At 39.0% G+C, this 18,115-nt stretch carries 20 protein-coding genes; 6 read left to right on the top strand and 14 right to left on the bottom strand.

The annotated features are described in order from the left end of the window. Positions 1–124: 124 nt before the first annotated feature. A complete protein-coding gene (locus WBW42_RS03220; RefSeq protein ID WP_032056303.1) occupies positions 125–646 on the bottom strand; it encodes a chromate transporter in 522 nt (173 codons plus the stop codon). Next, positions 646–1,206, bottom strand: a complete 561-nt coding sequence (locus tag WBW42_RS03215) for a chromate transporter (protein WP_017386148.1) — start codon at positions 1,204–1,206, stop codon at positions 646–648. Before WBW42_RS03215 ends, WBW42_RS03220 begins: the two co-directional genes overlap by 1 nt. Before the next feature lie 101 nt (positions 1,207–1,307). On the opposite strand from WBW42_RS03215, the gene WBW42_RS03210 reads away from it, so the two are divergent. Further along, the gene (locus WBW42_RS03210; protein ID WP_017386147.1) at positions 1,308–2,210 is read left to right on the top strand and encodes a LysR family transcriptional regulator; all 903 of its coding nucleotides are present in this window, start codon (positions 1,308–1,310) and stop codon (positions 2,208–2,210) included. A 57-nt stretch (positions 2,211–2,267) separates the two neighbouring features. Here the strand turns inward: WBW42_RS03210 and arsH are convergent, their stop codons facing one another. The 4 genes from arsH to WBW42_RS03190 are packed head-to-tail and all read right to left on the bottom strand — an operon-like array spanning position 2,268 to position 4,832. Next, complete coding sequence (gene arsH / locus WBW42_RS03205; RefSeq protein WP_032056304.1) at positions 2,268–2,981, bottom strand: arsenical resistance protein ArsH; 714 nt, start codon at positions 2,979–2,981, stop codon at positions 2,268–2,270. Beyond that, on the bottom strand, positions 2,968–4,014 hold the full coding sequence (gene arsB, locus WBW42_RS03200; RefSeq protein WP_032056305.1) for an ACR3 family arsenite efflux transporter: 1,047 nt from the start codon (positions 4,012–4,014) through the stop codon (positions 2,968–2,970). Before arsB ends, arsH begins: the two co-directional genes overlap by 14 nt. Before the next feature lie 10 nt (positions 4,015–4,024). Beyond that, the gene (locus WBW42_RS03195; RefSeq protein ID WP_032056306.1) at positions 4,025–4,498 is read right to left on the bottom strand and encodes an arsenate reductase ArsC; all 474 of its coding nucleotides are present in this window, start codon (positions 4,496–4,498) and stop codon (positions 4,025–4,027) included. A 4-nt stretch (positions 4,499–4,502) separates the two neighbouring features. After that, a complete protein-coding gene (locus WBW42_RS03190) occupies positions 4,503–4,832 on the bottom strand; it encodes a metalloregulator ArsR/SmtB family transcription factor (protein WP_000610143.1) in 330 nt (109 codons plus the stop codon). 84 nt (positions 4,833–4,916) lie between these two features. Here WBW42_RS03190 and arsC point away from each other — a divergent pair, with 84 nt between their 5' ends. Beyond that, positions 4,917–5,345 carry an arsenate reductase (glutaredoxin) gene (gene arsC, locus WBW42_RS03185; RefSeq protein WP_032056309.1) on the top strand — a complete coding sequence of 143 codons (429 nt, stop codon included), beginning with the start codon at positions 4,917–4,919 and terminating at the stop codon, positions 5,343–5,345. Positions 5,346–5,413: 68 nt separating this feature from the next. On the opposite strand, the gene WBW42_RS03180 is transcribed toward arsC, so the two are convergent. The 3 genes from WBW42_RS03180 to WBW42_RS03170 all read right to left on the bottom strand — a co-directional run bounded on the left by WBW42_RS03180 (position 5,414) and on the right by WBW42_RS03170 (position 8,302). Next, positions 5,414–5,575, bottom strand: a complete 162-nt coding sequence (locus WBW42_RS03180) for a DUF1427 family protein (protein WP_000784879.1) — start codon at positions 5,573–5,575, stop codon at positions 5,414–5,416. Positions 5,576–5,631: 56 nt separating this feature from the next. Then, a complete protein-coding gene (locus tag WBW42_RS03175) occupies positions 5,632–7,506 on the bottom strand; it encodes an amidohydrolase (protein WP_284105159.1) in 1,875 nt (624 codons plus the stop codon). A 109-nt stretch (positions 7,507–7,615) separates the two neighbouring features. Then, complete coding sequence (locus tag WBW42_RS03170) at positions 7,616–8,302, bottom strand: hydrolase (RefSeq protein ID WP_001043290.1); 687 nt, start codon at positions 8,300–8,302, stop codon at positions 7,616–7,618. A 197-nt stretch (positions 8,303–8,499) separates the two neighbouring features. Here WBW42_RS03170 and WBW42_RS03165 point away from each other — a divergent pair, with 197 nt between their 5' ends. Then, entirely contained in the window at positions 8,500–9,390 is an 891-nt protein-coding gene (locus WBW42_RS03165) for a LysR family transcriptional regulator (protein ID WP_032056314.1), read from the top strand. A 50-nt stretch (positions 9,391–9,440) separates the two neighbouring features. Here WBW42_RS03165 and WBW42_RS03160 read toward each other — a convergent pair whose 3' ends face one another. After that, complete coding sequence (locus WBW42_RS03160) at positions 9,441–10,181, bottom strand: GntR family transcriptional regulator (RefSeq protein ID WP_068938180.1); 741 nt, start codon at positions 10,179–10,181, stop codon at positions 9,441–9,443. A 401-nt stretch (positions 10,182–10,582) separates the two neighbouring features. On the opposite strand from WBW42_RS03160, the gene WBW42_RS03155 reads away from it, so the two are divergent. Both WBW42_RS03155 and WBW42_RS03150 read left to right on the top strand, forming a co-directional pair. Further along, positions 10,583–12,052 (top strand): NCS1 family nucleobase:cation symporter-1, encoded by a 1,470-nt coding sequence (locus tag WBW42_RS03155; protein WP_032056318.1) that lies wholly within the window; start codon positions 10,583–10,585, stop codon positions 12,050–12,052. Next, positions 12,049–12,783 (top strand): aspartate/glutamate racemase family protein, encoded by a 735-nt coding sequence (locus WBW42_RS03150; RefSeq protein ID WP_032056320.1) that lies wholly within the window; start codon positions 12,049–12,051, stop codon positions 12,781–12,783. The genes WBW42_RS03155 and WBW42_RS03150 overlap by 4 nt, the downstream gene beginning before the upstream one ends. Before the next feature lie 67 nt (positions 12,784–12,850). Here the strand turns inward: WBW42_RS03150 and tauD are convergent, their stop codons facing one another. The 4 genes from tauD to tauA are packed head-to-tail and all read right to left on the bottom strand — an operon-like array spanning position 12,851 to position 16,451. Further along, positions 12,851–13,732: a taurine dioxygenase gene (gene tauD / locus WBW42_RS03145; RefSeq protein WP_032056322.1), complete on the bottom strand. Its 882-nt coding sequence runs from the start codon at positions 13,730–13,732 to the stop codon at positions 12,851–12,853. A gap of 8 nt (positions 13,733–13,740) precedes the next feature. Then, positions 13,741–14,610, bottom strand: coding sequence for a taurine ABC transporter permease TauC (gene tauC / locus WBW42_RS03140; RefSeq protein ID WP_001092656.1), 870 nt, complete (start codon positions 14,608–14,610; stop codon positions 13,741–13,743). Further along, on the bottom strand, positions 14,607–15,401 hold the full coding sequence (locus WBW42_RS03135) for a taurine ABC transporter ATP-binding protein (protein ID WP_032056325.1): 795 nt from the start codon (positions 15,399–15,401) through the stop codon (positions 14,607–14,609). Before WBW42_RS03135 ends, tauC begins: the two co-directional genes overlap by 4 nt. A 9-nt stretch (positions 15,402–15,410) precedes the next feature. Then, entirely contained in the window at positions 15,411–16,451 is a 1,041-nt protein-coding gene (gene tauA, locus WBW42_RS03130) for a taurine ABC transporter substrate-binding protein (protein WP_080776902.1), read from the bottom strand. 440 nt (positions 16,452–16,891) lie between these two features. Here tauA and WBW42_RS03125 point away from each other — a divergent pair, with 440 nt between their 5' ends. Beyond that, on the top strand, positions 16,892–18,076 hold the full coding sequence (locus tag WBW42_RS03125; protein WP_032056329.1) for a hypothetical protein: 1,185 nt from the start codon (positions 16,892–16,894) through the stop codon (positions 18,074–18,076). Positions 18,077–18,115 lie beyond the last annotated feature (39 nt).

Below are 18,115 nucleotides of genomic sequence, written 5' to 3'. Positions count from 1 at the left end.
CAGAATAGGTGAAACAGTATGTTTTTATATATTTAATCGGTTTTTTAGATTTAATTATTATTTACTTCAAATCAAAAAAAAGCCAACCTGAACTCATCCAGCGCAGGTCGGCAAACTGGTTAAACTAGAGTAAGACCACACCAAATACAGCCCCAGCAATCAAGACATGTAAAGGATGAACCTTTTTAATTAAAGATAATAAAGTTGCAATGACTACCATAATAATGAGTAAAGTATTTATGGCAGCTGCCTCAGAAATAATCCACGCACTGGCAAGTACAGTTCCCACAGTGACTGGTTGTAAAGCAAGCTGTAAAACACGGCGCCATTTCTTATCTTTAAAATTTGACCAGCCTCTCATCACAAATACAGTAATAAGAGACGAAGGTAAAAATTTAGCAGTAGACGTTACAAGTAGACCTGACAACCCTGCTACATGCCATCCCACTAACGGCACAATCATCATGTTCGGACCAGGTGCAGCTTGAGCCATGGCGAACAATGCGCTGAATTCTTGTGCCGTCATCCAGTGGTGAATATCAACTACTTGGCGTTGCATTTCAGGCAAAATTGTATTGCCGCCACCAAATGCAATAAGAGACAATTGAGTAAAAATAATCGCTAAAGTAAGTAGAACTGCACCCATTACACACGTCTCCAAATAATAGCTGAATAAAATGCCAACAAAATCAGCATGGTCACAAGTAATGGAACTTTCAGAAAAGCAATACTGATAATTGCAGCGAGAACTACGCAAATCGCTAATGGATTACGTAATAATGGCTTAAGCATTTTCAGACCTGTTGCAACCAGAAGTCCAGCCGCCGCCGCCGCTAAACCTTCGAAAAGATGCTTAACCATTAAATTATCTTGGAACTGCTCATAGACATAATGTAAAAGTACAACAATTATCGTAGGTGCAAGGATCAAGCCAATCAGTGAACTCACTGCCCCACGAACACCGCGGAACTCCATGCCAATCGCAACCGATAAATTAATGATATTGCCACCCGGTAAAAATTGACACAGGCCAAGTAACTCAGTGAATTTTTCAGGGCTTAACCACTGTCTCTGCTCTACAATAACTTTACGGGCTAAAGGCAGCACGCCACCGAATCCAATTAAACCTAATGTTAAAAAACCTAAAAATAACTCTGTGCAGGTCGGGACACTCTCCTTTTGCACGGCAATCTCAACATGGTTCATTTTCGTTACTTTTCACTTTATCTGACCAAGATAGAATGATACTTTTGTGATATATCTACAAATGCTTTTATTTTCATTAACCATACCATAAAGGTATTCCTATGCTCGATTTACATAAACTCCATGCCTTTGTTGTGGTAATTGAAGAAAGGAATATTACGCATGCCGCAAACCGATTGTTTATTCAACAACCGCCTCTAACGCGTTTACTTAAAAAACTCGAAGAAGAACTTGGTACACAATTACTTATTCGCCAGCCTCGAGGAATTGAACCAACTGAGGCTGGTTTAGCCTTATTTAAAGAAGCACAACTTTTATTAGAACATGCCAGACATATTCCAAAATTAGTCCAAGATGTTAGCCAAGGTAAAACTGGACAACTCAATATTGGTTTTACAAGTTCCGCAGGTTTACACCCGCTTATTTCACTCGTATTGCGGTCATATCGAGAAATATATCCAAAAGTACAAACCAAACTTGAAGAAGCAGGCAGCCAAAAACAGTTAGATCGACTAATCTCAGAGAAACTTGATATCGCTTTTTTAAGAGCACCAATCAGCCGTGATATCGGATTAAAACATCACCATATATTAGATGAGCCAATGATGGTGGCATTGCCTATAGGCCATTCACTTACACAAAAAGAAAAAATTAGTTCAAATGACTTATCAAATGAAAATTTTGTTTTATACCGTCGTTCTTCAGGACAAGGTTTATATGACAATATTTTATATAGTTGCTACCAAGCAGGTTTTAGTCCACGCATTATTCAAGAAGCGCCTCGACCTACCGCTACATTAAATTTAGTCGCTGCTGGAATTGGTATAACGATTGTGCCGGCCTCAATGCATAATTTTTGGGAACATGAAATTGTATATCGCGAGTTTGATGATTCAATAAAACTAAACGCGCCTATTTACCTGATTACACGAGAAAATGAGAGTTCAGCCAAAGTTTCAAACTTTATTGAACTATTGCAAAAACTTTTGCCCACAATGGCCTGAATGTAAAAGCTAAACAATAAAAAGTGCCCCGAGTGGAGCACTTTTTTATGAAACTGTTTATTTTTGATTTACTCGTTTTGACAGCTCTTCTGCTGATTCTTTGCGCTCAGAATAGCGATCTGTCAAATACTGTTTTTGCCCACGTGTTAATAAAGTGAACTTATACAATTCTTCCATAACATCAACGATTCGGTCATAGTAAGAGGATGGTTTCATACTGCCATCTTCTTCAAACTCTAAAAAAGCTTTAGCAACCGAAGACTGATTTGGGATGGTAATCATGCGCATCCAACGCCCTAAAATACGCATTTGATTGACCGCATTAAATGACTGCGAACCACCACTAACTTGCATGACTGCTAAGGTTTTACCTTGAGTTGCACGGATTGCTCCGGCTGCCAAAGGAATCCAGTCAATCTGGGCTTTTAAAATTGAACTCATCGCACCATGACGTTCAGGTGAGCACCACACCATACCTTCTGCCCAAGCTAAAAGCTCATGCAACTCTTGCACTTTCGGATGATCAGTTCCTGCATCCTCAGGTAAAGGTAAACCTTTAGGATGAAAGATTTTGACTTCAGCACCTAAGTATTCAAGGATTCGACCAGCAGTCAGCACAGCAAAACGACTATAAGAACGTTCACGATTAGAACCATATAGCAATAAAATGCGAGGTGGATGCTCAAGCTGCTGTGCTTGCACTTGCTCATATGTAGGCTTATAAAGAAGATCTAATGCTACATTTGATAAATCATTATTAAGACTGTTCATCTGAGAAATACTTTTTCTTTAACCAAAGAGAAACGGTAACGAGTGAAATTAAAACAGGGACTTCAACCAATGGTCCAATCACTGTGGTAAATGCCACAGGTGATGCCAAACCAAATGTTGCAATGGCAACCGCTAAAGCTAACTCAAAATTGTTACCAGCCGCAGTAAACGAAATAGCAGTGGTACGTGGATAGTTATTCCCCATACTTTTACTCATAAAGAAGCTAATGAAGAACATCACCACAAAGTAAATCGTGAGTGGAATCGCAATACGTAATACATCTAAAGGTAAGCTCACTACATCACCACCTTTTAGGCTAAACATCGCCACGATGGTAAAAAGTAAAGCAATTAAACTAATTGGACTAATTTTTGGTAAAAATTTAGTTTGATACCATTCCAAACCTTTCGACTTGACTAAAATCAAACGCGTCAAGAACCCCATCAAAAATGGAATACCCAAGTATACCAAAACCGCATGTGTAATAGTCCAGAAATTCACAACAATGACTTGCCCTGCCACACCAAAATAAGGCGGCAAAAAGGTTAAGAACAACCATGCATAGGTACTGAAAAATAAGATTTGGAAAATACTGTTAAATGCAACCAACGCTGCAACATATTGGTTATCACCACAAGCCAGCCCATTCCACACCAAAACCATTGCAATACAACGTGCCAAACCAATCAAAATAAGACCAGTCATGTATTCCGGATAGCTATGCAAGAAAACTATCGCAAGTACGAACATTAAAACCGGTGCAATCAACCAGTTTTGTACTAACGATAAAGTTAAGGTCTTCTTATCTTTAAATACTTCTGGTAACGCAGCGTAGTCAACCTTAGCTAAAGGTGGATACATCATCAAGATTAAGCCGATTGCGATTGGAATATTGACGTTATCTACACTCATTCTGTTCAAAGAAACCGAGGCTTGAGGAAAGAACACCCCAATTGCCAAACCTAAAGCCATGGCTATAAAAATCCATAGCGTCAGGTTACGGTCTAAAAAAGAAAGCTTTTGCTTAGTCATCTCGGCTCTCTCACTCAATATGAGAGATTTTATTAATCTCAGCAATCAAATGTGAACGGCTTAAGTTCGCAACATCAAGTGCAAACAATGCATCTAAACGACGGTTGATATGATCTACAGTCTCTTGGAATGCTTTAAGCTTTTCTTCTTTCGGCAAGTCTAAGTGAGATGGGTCACTTAAACCCCAATGTGCTTTGATTGCGCCACCTAAATAAAGTGGGCATGCTTCTTGTGCAGCAGAATCACAGACTGTAATCACAACATCTGGTTGATACTGCTCGCAGTCATCAATAGTTTTACTCCATAGCCCATCTGTTGAAAGACCTAAGTTTTCAAGTGTTTCAATGGTTAATGGATGTACCTGTCCTGATGGTTTACTGCCAGCGCTATAAGCTTTCCAACCTTCTGGTGCACGACTATTAAATAAAACTTCTGACAAAATGCTACGGCAACTGTTTCCAGTGCATAAAAATAAAAATTTCATGGTGTTACTCACAATAGGTAGAAATAGAAGAAAACTGTGAAGATGATTGATTCACTAAACTTTCATCTTGGTTTGCTATAGTTTTCAAAACCTCAACAGCCCAATTGGGTAAATCTGGATTGACGCTGTAATACACCCATTGCCCCTGTCGTGCATCAAGTAAAATGCCATGAGTTCGTAACAAAGCTAAGTGCCTAGAGATTTTCGGTTGACTCAACTCAAGCTGTTCAGTTAACTCACAGACACAAATATTTTGTTTATTTAGAACTAATTTAAGAATATTTAACCGAGTTTGGTCAGATAGACATTTAAAGAAATCGACTTGGTTGATCATATCTTCAACAGAATATATTCGTTATTGCAAATATACGGATATCCATATATAAATGCAATATCTTAATTTGACAATAAATTTACCATGACTGAGCTAGTGAAGATTTACCATAACCCTGCTTGCGGAACCTCACGTAATACCTTGGCGCTTATTCGTCATGCAGGAATTGAACCTATCGTTATTGAATATTTGCAAACACCACCAAGTAAAGATGAATTGATTCAACTCATTAAGGATTCAGGCTTAACTGTACGGGAAGCAATTCGTAAAAATGTTGATCCCTATAAAGATTTAGATTTGGAACAAGACCATTGGACCGATGAACAGTTAATTGATTTTATGGTTCAGTACCCAATTTTAATCAATCGTCCATTTGTGGTTACACCAAAAGGCACGCGACTTTGCCGCCCTTCCGAGATTGTCCTTGATATTTTAGATGTAGAAAACTTAGGCTATTTCACAAAAGAAGATGGCGAAGTGATCATTGATGAACAAGGTCGTCGTATAAAGTAATTGAAGGTATTTATTAATATAAAAAGCTAAATGGCATGGCACCATTTAGCTTTTTTGAATGAAACGGATTAAAAATAGGATTTAATAAAAGGAAGCAGTTGCTCTCCTATTACCATGCCTAATAAACCGACTAATGCAACAAGAGGTGGAGCTGGTGACTTAACATTTAAAACATAATATAAGACACCAACAAGCAACCCTACAGCCAAAGATAACAAGTACATTTTCATCGTACATACCTTAGAGAATCAAGCCATTTAATCAGCAGGTTCCCATACTGTTTTATTTAAAATGCAAAACACGAGCACCCAAGTGCGCCCCAGAAAGATTTTTTGTCCTTATCATTTACAGGAACATCAAGCATCCAAGCATGGCTATGCCCATGCATACCACAACTGCTAGCACATGCACACAAAGCACTTTGTGACTGTAATGATTGATTAGAAGGAGCATTACGGTTTTCAGATAAACGCCACTGACCACCGAAGCGCTTTACTGGTGACCATGTTGGTGAAGCTGGTGGTAACGGCGGATCGTCGTGCTTAAACTCTGCCCCGGCATAGACCACTTTGCCACCTAAGACAGTAAGTACAGACTCAATCCACTGGATATCCTCAGCTTCTACTTTAAAGTAGTCATCAGATAATACGACCAAATCAGCAAGCTCTCCTGCTGTTAGTGAATCTTTAACATCTTTTTCGCCAGAGAACCAAGCCGAACCTTTAGTCCAGAGTTTGAGTGCTGTCTGACGGTCTAATAGATTTTTTTCATCATAGAGTGGTAAACCACCGACTGTTTTACCAGTACTTAGCCAATACAAACACACCCAAGGGTTATAAGAGGCAACACGAGTCGCATCTGTCCCCGCACCAACAGGAACACCAAGTTCTAACATTTTCTTAACTGGTGGCGTTGCCTGAGCAGCCTCGGCACCATAGCGTTTTACGAAAATCTCACCTTGGTAGGCCATACGGTGTTGAATGGCGATACCACCACCCAACGCACCAATACGTTCAATATTACGCTCAGATACAGTTTCGGCATGGTCAATAATAAATCGAGTTGCAAATGGCTGTTTTGAATTTACTTTCTCAAATACATTCAGCAAACGATTAATACTTTCATCATAGGTTGCATGAATACGGAATGGCCATTTCTTTTCAGCCAAGTGCTCTACAATAGCTTCTAGTTCACCTTCCATTTTTTCTGGTAAATCTGGACGTGGTTCATAGAAATCTTCAAAGTCACCCGCTGACCAAGTCAGGTTCTCACCTGCTCCATTCATTCTAAACAGCTCATCACCATCACCTGGAAATGTCATTTCTGTCCAACGGCGATAGTCATCAAGCTCTTGGCCTGCCTTTTGAGCAAATAGGTTGTAAGCGATTCGCACCGTCATTTGATTTTGATCGTGTAATTGCTTAATCACATCATAATCTTCAGGATAGTTTTGACCACCACCGCCTGCATCAATTGATGAAGTAATGCCTAATCGGTTCAGTTCACGCATGAAATGACGAGTTGAATTGACTTGATCTTCAACTGGCAATTTTGGTGCTTTCCCTAAGGTCGAATATAAAATCATAGCCGATGGCGTAGCGAGCAGCAGACCAGTTGGCTCACCCTTTTCATCTCTTACAATCTTGCCACCCGGTGGATCTGGTGTGTCTTTGTTAAAGCCTAATACATCAAGGGCAGCTCGGTTCAACAAGGCACTGGCATATAGATGTAAAACGAATACTGGAGTATCTGGTGCAGCTTTATTAATTTCTTCTAAAGTCGGTAAACGCTTTTCGGCAAACTGGAACTCAGTCCAACCACCTACGACACGAACCCATTGTGGAGCTGGCGTATTATCTGCTTGCTCTTTAAGTAAGCGTAACGCATCGGCAACGGATGGCACACCTTCCCAGCGCAGCTCCATATTGTAATTTAGGCCACCACGAATAATATGCAAATGACTGTCGTTTAGACCTGGTATAACGCGACGGCCATTTAAATCTACAACTTTGCTTGTTGGAGTTGCGAGTTTCATTACCTCATCATTTGTACCCGTGCGTAATACTTTACCGTCTGCAATCGCAATTGCTTGTACTTCGGGGTTCTGAGGATCTAGTGTTGTGATTTTACCGTTTATGAGTATGAGGTTTATTTCGGTCATTCTGAACTCCATTCTTGTGAATTATCGTTCTAAAAAATAAAGGCATATCTGTATTAATATCACTTAAATATTGAATACTAGACATGCCTTTACCTAAATCAGTACTGTTTTATTTTGCAGGAACTGGTGCAAGTACTTCATGTTTTGATGTTGTACGCTCAGGTGCCTTATGTACCATCGTATAAGCATAATCCACACCCATACCGTAAGCACCAGAGTGTTCACGGACAATTGCCATAACTGCATCATACGTATCACGATGTGCCCAATCACGTTGCCATTCAAGTAATACTTGTTGCCAAGTTACTGGAACAACACCCGCTTGAATCATGCGTTGCATGGCATAGTCATGAGCCTCTTTCGATGTACCACCTGAAGCATCCGCGACCATATAAATCTCATAATCCCCTTCAAGCATCGCACCAAAAGCAAAGGTGTTGTTGCACACTTCAGTCCATAAGCCTGAAACAATCACTTTTTTACGATTATTTTTTGCAAGCGAATCACGTACTTTTTGGTCGTCCCATGAGTTCATAGAAGTACGTTCTAGTAATGGAGCATCTGGAAATACATCTAAAAGTTCTGGATAGGTATGACCAGAGAAGCTTTCAGTTTCAACCGTTGTAATGGTGACAGGAATATTGAATGTTTTAGCTGCTTTTGCTAATCCTACAGTATTATTCTTTAATACTTGGCGATCTATTGACTGTACCCCAAAAGCCATTTGTGGCTGATGATCAATAAAAATAACCTGACAATTTGTTGGTGAAAGTTGTTCTAAAAGTGACTTATTCATGGGTAAACTCCATTATTCCTTATGAGTAATGCATTAAAATTGCTTACTGGTCATTATCAAAACAGATAAAAATGTAAAAGCATAGACAGCAAATCAGCACGAATCTGTATGCTGTACGAATACAATAAAATCACTGATTGCTTTTTAATTTTTATAGTTTAATCATTGATATATATTTTTTTAACTTTTGCTTATCCATGGATCGATTAGACTGTATTTCCACTTTTGTAAGTGTCGTAGAACATGGGAATTTTAGTAGCGCAGCCAGAGCACTCGACATCTCTCGTGACTTAGTGGCCAAACGTGTTTGCTACCTCGAAAATGACCTAAAAACTACACTGCTAACCCGAACCACAAGACAGATGAACCTCACCTCTTGTGGAGAAAAGTTTTATCAGCATAGCAAAGTCATTTTAAGTGAGTTTGAATGGGCTGCCTACGAAATTAGCTATAACCAACAGTACCCGGAAGGTGAACTCAAGCTCAATACGCCAATGTCTTTTAGCAACATTTTTCTTCAACATATCATTTCGGACTTTATAGAGAAATATCCCAGCATCAAAATTGATTTATTCATGACTGATCAGCTATTAGACATGAATAATAATAAATTTGATTTAACAATTCGTGTAGATGGCTCTCCTCCAAATTTGGCAAATAGTAAAATATTAAATACCTATCAACGATATTTGTATGCAACACCTGAGTATTTTAATCAGCATGGATTGCCAGATTCATTAGAAGAACTTAAAGAACATAAGTTTCTAATTTACTATCAGGATAGTCGACATAAGAAGTTGATCTTCCAAAAAGATCAAAAAGAAGTGTCCTTTAATTGCTTCCCTGTGATGACCTGTAATAATGGTGAATTATTATTAGATATGTGTTTGAAAGACCACGGCATTGTTTTTCTTCCAGAGTTTATTGCGGAGCCTTACTACAAAGAAGGTAAATTACAGAAATGTTTGGAAGACTACACCAGTCAGCCGCTTCACCTATATGTCACATGGCCAAACCGTAAGATTTTATCGAAGAAAGTAAAATTATTTATTGATTTTCTAACACGTCAAATCGTTCCCATAAAATAACTAATCTGGGCCTTTTCCAGAAGAATTGGCCCCATTATTTTTTAGTTAGTTTAAATGGATTCAATCTTCTTATTTTTAAATAAATTTAATAAATTTTGTTCTGCTGACGCTGTGCTGTCTTCTTCAATAAATGTCGTCGCGTAGTGTTCTAAATGCTCTTCCATCAATTGAGTTGCTCGTTTTTCATCGCCTTGTTCAATCGCATCTAAAATTGCACGGTGTTCATCTGCCGAACAATTATTATGTTTTGGAATTTCATATAAGCCAATTAATAATGAAGTCCTTGCAATAAGCGTCTGCAAATAACTGGTCATAATCGTATTTTGATTTGCTTCAATCAGCTTTAAATGAAATTGCCCCGATAGCTTAATCCACTCGGCCCAATTGCCAGCTAAACGCTCATGAGACTCTTGATCTACTAAGCCTCGAAGCTCACTAAAATCTAAGTTATGTGACTTTTGAGCTAACTTTTTTACAGTGGCGATTTCAAGCATGCTGCGTGCTTCAAAGACCTCTTTTGTCTCATGAGCGCTATGTTTTGCGATGAGTGCTCCACGATTGGGCTGAATTTCGATAACCTTATCATGTGCAAGTTTGACGAAAACACGTCTTAGCACTCCTCGCGTTACACCGAAAGCTTCACATAAAGGTGCTTCAATTAAACGTGCGCCAGGGGCAAGTTGCCTATTTAAAATAGCATCTACAATAGCGTTATATATATGGTCATCAATTTCATCATTGCTCATTTCTAAGGCTTTTTTTGGTGCATTTGATGGCATTGATTTCTCCATTTTTATTAACGCCTCCTCTTTTTAAAACTTTATCTAATAACTGTAGTGTAAGTTTAACTTAAGCGTTTTGGAATATTGCTCTCATTTCCAAAACACTAATGTTGAGCTAAACAATTCAATATTAGACTTCTAAATATCCACTTATACACCTAACTTTACTTACTTTTTATAAAAAATTAAGCACTTCTCATTTTATAAATTTGTCTCTTCATATCCAAAATTCATACCAGTTTAAATAACTCATAAGCGCTACTTCTTAAATTTGGCATAACTTTTGCTCAATTAAAATTGTGCACAATACAAATATCACATTGTGCACAATTTTAATTTCATTCTTTTAGCCAGAATTTCAAGCTGCTGAAGAACGTGCCAGCCCAACATAAGGGAAGTGAGTGTTCAAGATGAATAATACCGAAGCAATAATTAAATCTTCTTATGATGCAAAGCTAACAAATCAAGACCTAGCTCCTTTAAAAAAGCAAACTTGGGGCGCTTATAATATTTTTGCCTTTTGGATGTCTGATGTTCATAGTGTCGGTGGCTATGTCATGGCTGGGAGCCTTTTTGCACTTGGGCTAAATAGCTGGCAGGTACTTTTATCTTTACTCATCGGCATTGCTATAGTTCAGTTTTTTACAAATCTGATTGCCAAGTCTAGCCAACAAACAGGCACGCCCTATCCTGTTATTTGTCGTGCCACTTTCGGTGTGCTTGGTGCAAATATTCCTGCTGTTATTCGGGGTCTTATCGCTGTTGCATGGTATGGCATTCAAACCTATTTGGCCTCAAGTGCATTCTTATTAGTCATTTTAAAGTTCTTTCCAGACTGGTCAGTCTATGCTGATGTTTCAACTTACGGCTTTCTTGGGCTTTCCTATTTAGGCTGGGTTAGCTTCATGCTGCTTTGGTTACTGCAAGCGATTGTTTTTTGGTCTGGCATGGACAGCATACGTAAATTTATTGACTGGGCAGGTCCAGCTGTCTATGTTGTGATGTTTGCGATGGCAGTATGGCTCATCTGGAAAGCTGGCTGGCAGAATATTGATTTAAACCTAAGCGGTGTTCAATACGACGGTTTTGCGGTTGTACCAGTCATGATTGGTGCTATTGCGCTTGTTGTTTCATATTTTTCTGGACCAATGCTGAACTTTGGTGACTTTTCTCGTTATGGCAAAAGTTTTAATACCATAAAAATGGGAAACTTTCTTGGACTACCGATTAATTTCTTAGGCTTTTCTTTACTTACTGTGGTGTGTATTGCGGCAACGCTTCCAGTCTACGGCAAACTCATTACAGACCCTGTCGAGATGGTTGGAAAACTTGATAATACATTTGTGGTTATTTTAGGCAGTTTAACCTTAATGATTGCCACCATTGGGATTAATATTGTCGCTAACTTTGTATCACCTGCCTTTGATTTTTCCAACGTTTCACCGAGCAAAATTAGCTGGCGCATGGGTGGAATGATTGCAGCAGTAGGTTCAATTTTCATTACCCCATGGAATTTGTTTAATAACCCTCAAGTGATCCATTACACCATTGATATTTTAGGTGCATTTATCGGTCCGCTTTTTGGCGTATTGATAGCCGATTTTTACCTCGTTAAAAAACAAAAAATCGAAGTAGATGATTTATATACCTTAGATACCAAAGGTTTGTATTGGTACAAAAATGGTTATAACCACTCTGCCTTTTATGCCTTAATTCCAGCTTCATTAATTCCTATTCTATGTGTGCTTTTACCACAACTATCAGGGCTAGCTAATTTCACATGGTTTATTGGGATGGGATTCGGTTTTGTCATTTACCGATTTCTTAATCAACCGCTTGCCCATGCTAAATCGGCAATGACGAAGGCAAAAGTACAATGAAAATTAAAATTATTAATCCCAATACTACTCAAAACATGACTAACAAAATTGCAACATCAGCAAAGATAGTCGCAGGTTCTGATACTCAAATTATTGCAGTGAGTCCTCAAATGGGCCCTGCAACAATTGAAAGTTATTATGATGAAGCTCTAAGTGCAGTAGGTGTGCTGGAGGAAATTCGCCAAGGTGAATTTCTAGGTGTAGATGCTTATGTTATTGCCTGTTTTGGTGACCCTGCGCTTTATGCTGCCCGTGAAATGACTTCAGCACCTGTGATTGGGATTGCCGAAGCAGCTATGCGAACTGCAAGTTATGTAAGTACTGGTTTTAGTGTGGTCACAACCTTACAACGCACAGTGAATATGAGCTGGCATCTAGCTCATCGCTATGGCGCTCAACCCTTCTGTAAAAATGTTCGAGCTTGTGACATTGCAGTTGAAGAGTTAGAGCTTCCTGACTCAAATGCCTATCGAACCATACGAGATGAATGCAAAAAAGCACTCGCTGAAGACAAAAGCGATGCGATTGTTTTGGGCTGTGCAGGTATGAGTGATTTATGCCTAAAACTACAAAACGAGTTAGGAGTGATTGTTATTGACGGCGTTGCAGCAGCAATTAAACAAGCTGAAATGTTAGTTCAGTTAAATTTAAAAACCAGCAAAGTTGGTGATTGGGCCTCACCTCCTATAAAGAACTACACAGGCCTATTGTCAGGATTTGGAATGCGCTAAAGAGTTAATATTTCAATTCCAGCTCAAAACTCAGAGTTGGAATTGAAACAAAGAATAATTAAAGGAATTAAGCCTCTGCTAACTCTGGCTGTTGTTCTTCTTTATAAAATGGCACATCACCGTTAATAGTTGCACGGTGCATGATGCGATGAGCATCGCCATAATCAAATAATGCTTTATGTTGTGTGCAACGGTTATCCCAAATCGCGATATCACCATCTTGCCACTTCCAACGCAAATGAAATTGCTCTTGGGTCGCATGTTCAAACAAGAAATCAAGTAATTGCTCACTTTCTTGTTCAGGTAACTCATTAATGCGAGTGGTAAAGCCCTCACTTACAAACAACAAAGGCTCACCTGTAACTGGATGGGTACGCACCACTGGGTGAACCACTGGTGGGTTACGCTTAAATGTTTGCAAAAGCTTTTCACGTTCTTCTTCATTATGGGCAAAACGTTCAAGCGGAAAAGACTTACGTATATCGTGCGTTGCAGTTAAGCCACGCAATTTTTGCTGCAACTCAAGCGGAAGCCCTTTAAAAGCTGCTGTGTTGCTCGACCACAACGTGTCACCGCCTACAGGTGGAATTTTTATAGCTTGCAACACACAACCTAAAGGTGGAGTTTTACTAAAAGTCACATCTGTGTGCCAAAGTTCATTGTCACGCAAATCTTGTTTCCAACTGTCGAGCACCATCACCTCCGGTACATCTTCAATTGAAGGATAAATCGGGTGCACATGTAAGCTGCCAAAACTACGGGCCAAGTCTGCTTGTGCTTGCGGTGCTAATTGTTGCTTTCGAAAAAAAATGACCTGATGATCAAGCAAAGCCTGCTGGATTTGTTGCGTTGTCTGTTCATTTAACGCATTCAAATCAATATTGTGAATAATTGCGCCAATGGTAGGCTTGATCACTTCTATATTTAAGTTTGCTACTACTGTATTCATCTTCTTTACTACAACTGCTGACCATACCAAGGAGAAAACTGTTTTTGTAACCAACGTAAAAACAGCTCAAAACTAACTGCGACAATCGCAATCACAATAATGCCCAGAATCACCGTATCGGTAATTAAGAACTGTGCTGCCGATTGCACCATAAAACCAATACCACGGTCCGCTGCAACCAACTCTGCTGCAACTAATGTTGACCAGCCCACCCCAAGACCAATACGAATACCGGTAATAATATGAGGTAAAGCGGTTGGTAAAATGACATGCCAAAAGACTTGTGACTGACTTGCCCCTAGCGACAATGCCGCACGTTCACGATTAAGTTGATGGCTTAACACGCCATGCGCACTACTAATAATGACAGGCGCCAAAATCGAGAAGAAAATCAAAAGTACTTTTGTAGTTTCGCCAATACCAAACCAAATCACGAGTAAGGGTAAATAAGCTAACGGTGGAATTGGACGCAATAATTCAACCAAAGGATCTAGAACAGCGCGAACCCATTTGTTCAGCCCCATCCACAAACCCAGCGGAACACCAATCACTACAGCAGCAATCAGAGCTAAAAATACACGAGAGATACTGGCTGCCAAGTGTTGCCACAAAGTAGCCTTCATAAAGCCTTCTTGGCTAACCGATATAAATTTTTGCCAGACTGCCTGTGGACTCGGTAAAAACAGTTCAGGTACAACATGCAAAGCAGTAATGAGGAACCAGAGTGCAACTACACTTCCCACACTGATTATGCTGACCGCCAAAGTTCGATGCTTCTCAAAAAATGACGATAGAAATGAAGCATTTTCTGTTTGCACATTTAACTCAGGTTTAAGCTCTGCTTTGTCATATTCGTAGACGTTATCTTTAGTGTTCATGTAGGTAACGCCTCCTTACCGCTTTGTTTTTGTGCTCTTAAACTTTCAAATAACTGCTCTCTGAGCTGAATAAATTGAGGGTCCGATTTAATCGAACGAATAGATTCGCCTTGACGATATCGATTAGCAAAATCGAGATGTAGAGTTTCTACAATTTTGCCCGGGTGCGCTGTCATCAATACCAGCTGATTGCTGAGCAATAATGCTTCTTCAATGTCATGAGTAATCAAAAAGAAGCTTTTATTTTGTTGAATCCATAAATCGAGCACTAACTGCTGCATGTTTTCACGCGTAAAAGCATCTAATGCGGCAAAAGGTTCATCTAATAAAATAAACGGCGCATGACTGATCAAAGCTCTGGCAATACCAACACGTTGTTTCATACCGCCAGAAAGTTCCCAAATATTGGCTTTTTCAACGTGACTTAAACCCACAATTTTTAAAATTGCACTCACTTGTTTCTCAATCTCTGCACGCTTTAAACCTTTTAATTGCAAAGCGAAGCCAACATTATCTGCAACATTCAACCAAGGAAGTAAGGCATGATCCTGAAACACCACAGCGCGGGTTACATCTGGACCAGTTACGACCTCATGATTTACAAGTACATCACCTGAACTTGGCTTTTGAAACCCTGCCAAGATATTAAGCAAAGTTGTTTTACCGCAACCTGACTCGCCCAAAATCACGATTAAAGAACCTTCTTCAATCGTTAGGTTAATGTCTTGTAAAACTGGCTTTTGCTGTTTAGGAAAAGTCAGATGAATATGTTTGGCTTCTAGTACACTCATGACAACTCCTTAAGGCTGCAAAAATGAAGAGTTCACATTGCCTTTATAATCGGCTTTCAGTTGATCGACCTTGCCCTGACCTTTTAAGAACTTCGCTGTATCAAAAATATTTTGCGCGAATTCACCATCTAACGTTTGTTTTTGCTGAGCGTGGTCAAGGTAAATATTTCCACTTAATAAAAGCGGGATATCTTTTGGATCAGAACCTGTGAGCTGCGCAATTTTTTGCACGTTATCGGCATCTTTAACGTAAGCGGCTGGATCTTGATTATATTTTTCAAGCTGCTCAAGCGTGGTTTGGACAAAAGCTTTTAAAAAATCAGGATTTTTCTCTGCAAAGTCTTTACGTACAACCCATAAGTCATAAGTTGGAGCGCCCCATTCACCCACTTGTTTCGAGTCGGTTAAAACCGTACCAGATGCTTTGGCTTTACTTAAAGCAGGTTCCCAAACATAAGCAGCATCAATATCACCACGTTCCCAAGCAGCTGAAATTTCAGGTGGACGCAAGTTAATAATTTTTACTTTGTCTTCTGGAATGTTCCAATGTTTAAGTGCAGACAAAAGGCTGTAATGGGTTGTTGAAACAAACGGTACAGCAATGGTTTTGCCAATTAAATCTTGAGGAGTTTTAATGCCTGATTTATTACTTATTACTAATGCTTCAGATGCGCCAAGTTTTGATGTAATTAAGAATACTTCAATCGGTAAATCACGGCTTGCCGCAGCAGCAAGTGGGCTTGAACCAATATTGCCAAGTACGACATCACCTGAAGCAAGTGCGTTTACAACATCTGAACCCGCATCAAATTTTTTCCATTGAATGGTTCGTTGACTATGTTTTTCATATTCCCCATTCGCCTGCGCCACTTTGCTTGGGTCAACCCCAGTTTGATAAGCAATCACAACAGGTTTGTTGTCACGAACTGAAGCACTTGTATTATTGTCTTTTTTATTTTGCCATACGATAAATGCAACAATTGCGACTACTACAATTGCCGTGATAATCAACGGTTTGGTCTTCGTGCTCATAATTTCATGATCTTTCAATAATATAAGCCCATGGTATGCAGCCGGCTTTATAATGAAAAATAAAAAAATATGAGTTGCTTATCTAATTTTTATAAATAACTTTTCCTTATAAGTTTTTATCTTTTGGTAAAGAGCAAGTTCTAAGTAAACTTACAGATTAAAATAAAAATTAAAATACTTATATATCAATAACTAAAAACGATATTCACAAAAGATAAGATGTGAAAAGGCTGACACACATCTTCTAAGTATTTTATCCTACTCATTTCATCATTTTTATTTTTGCTTATCGCATCCAGGGTTTTGCATCTCATTAATTTTCATTCTTTTATATAAAGTACAGATTTTATTATCTTTTTATCTTGAATCTTCTGCAAATATTAAGATTTGGACAAATCTTTTTCTGGTTTATACATGAGGCAAATTTAATTTTTATTTTTAAGAGGAGAAAAATTCTTTTGTTTAAACATTCTCAAATTTTGACAAAAACATTAATTACAACGTCTTTGCTTACATTCAGCCTCTCAAGTCATGCAGCCCTTACCTTTGGCAATGCTGAAGAAGGTCAACTTAAAGTAAGCGGTACTGTTCGAGCTAAATATGTTTATGATTTTGACTCAGATCCCACTACCAGTAAATTTTCTTTTAATGATGCGGTCTTATGGCTGGACTACAACTCTCCGAAATGGATAGGCCGCCTAGATTATCGGGTTTATGAATATTACGGGCGTTTAGGCGATGCCAATTGGCTCACCGATGCGTGGTTGGGTTATAAAATTAATGACAACAGTAAAATTATTGCAGGCTTAAACCCAGTTCCTTTTGGCTTGGGTCGCTTTTGGGGAAATACTTATTATTTAGGCATTGCCAATAGTGCAGGTTGGGAAGATGTACACAACCTTGGGGTGAAATATGATTTCAATGATGGAATCAATGAAGCACAACTCGCCTTTTATCCTACCGATGGTGGCACCTATAGAGGTAAAAGCAAAGACTCGAGTCGATTTAGTATAAACCCTGTCAATGCGGACGACTCAGTACCACAAGGCACCAATACCCAAGAAAAGAACTCAATTGTTGTTCGCGGTGCTCATACCTTTAAAAATGTCTTAGGCCAAGAAAATTTCTCTACGCAATTGGGCGCCTCTGCATGGTACTCCACCATTGAAAATAAACGCTCAGGCGAAGATGGAGATCGCCAAGTCTATTCGGTTTTTAGCAATACCAATTATAATCAATGGAATTTACAGCTTTTGGCTGGTTATCAAGACATTGATAATGCCGACACTGAATATAAAGATCATCTGACTTTGGGCGGTTTCGATTATTCATTTAACTCCGCAACCAAAGGTCAGATTTACTCAGCCGAGCTCAGCTATTTATTTCCTCAGCAATTTGGCCCAATTACCTCTATTCGCCCTTATCTAAACTATAGTTCTTATCGAAAAGAACAAGACGGGTTTAAAGACTCCACCCGTTTTATTCCCGGCATTGCCTTTAACTATCAAAAATTGACAGTACAAGCCGAGTTGCTGATGGGTAAACATGATCCATATCTAGGAGATAGCGAAGGTCTAGCGGCTGGTGGAACCAACGATAAATGGAACAAAAAAGCGTTTGTAATTTTTGCTTATTACTTCTAACTCCAAAAACAAAGGCCAACAGATGTTGGCCTTTGTTTT

The organism is Acinetobacter sp. LT1 (genome assembly GCF_059800965.1).
The sequence above is the reverse complement of the archived record's forward strand: the minus strand, read 5'-3'. Positions and strand labels throughout refer to the sequence as shown.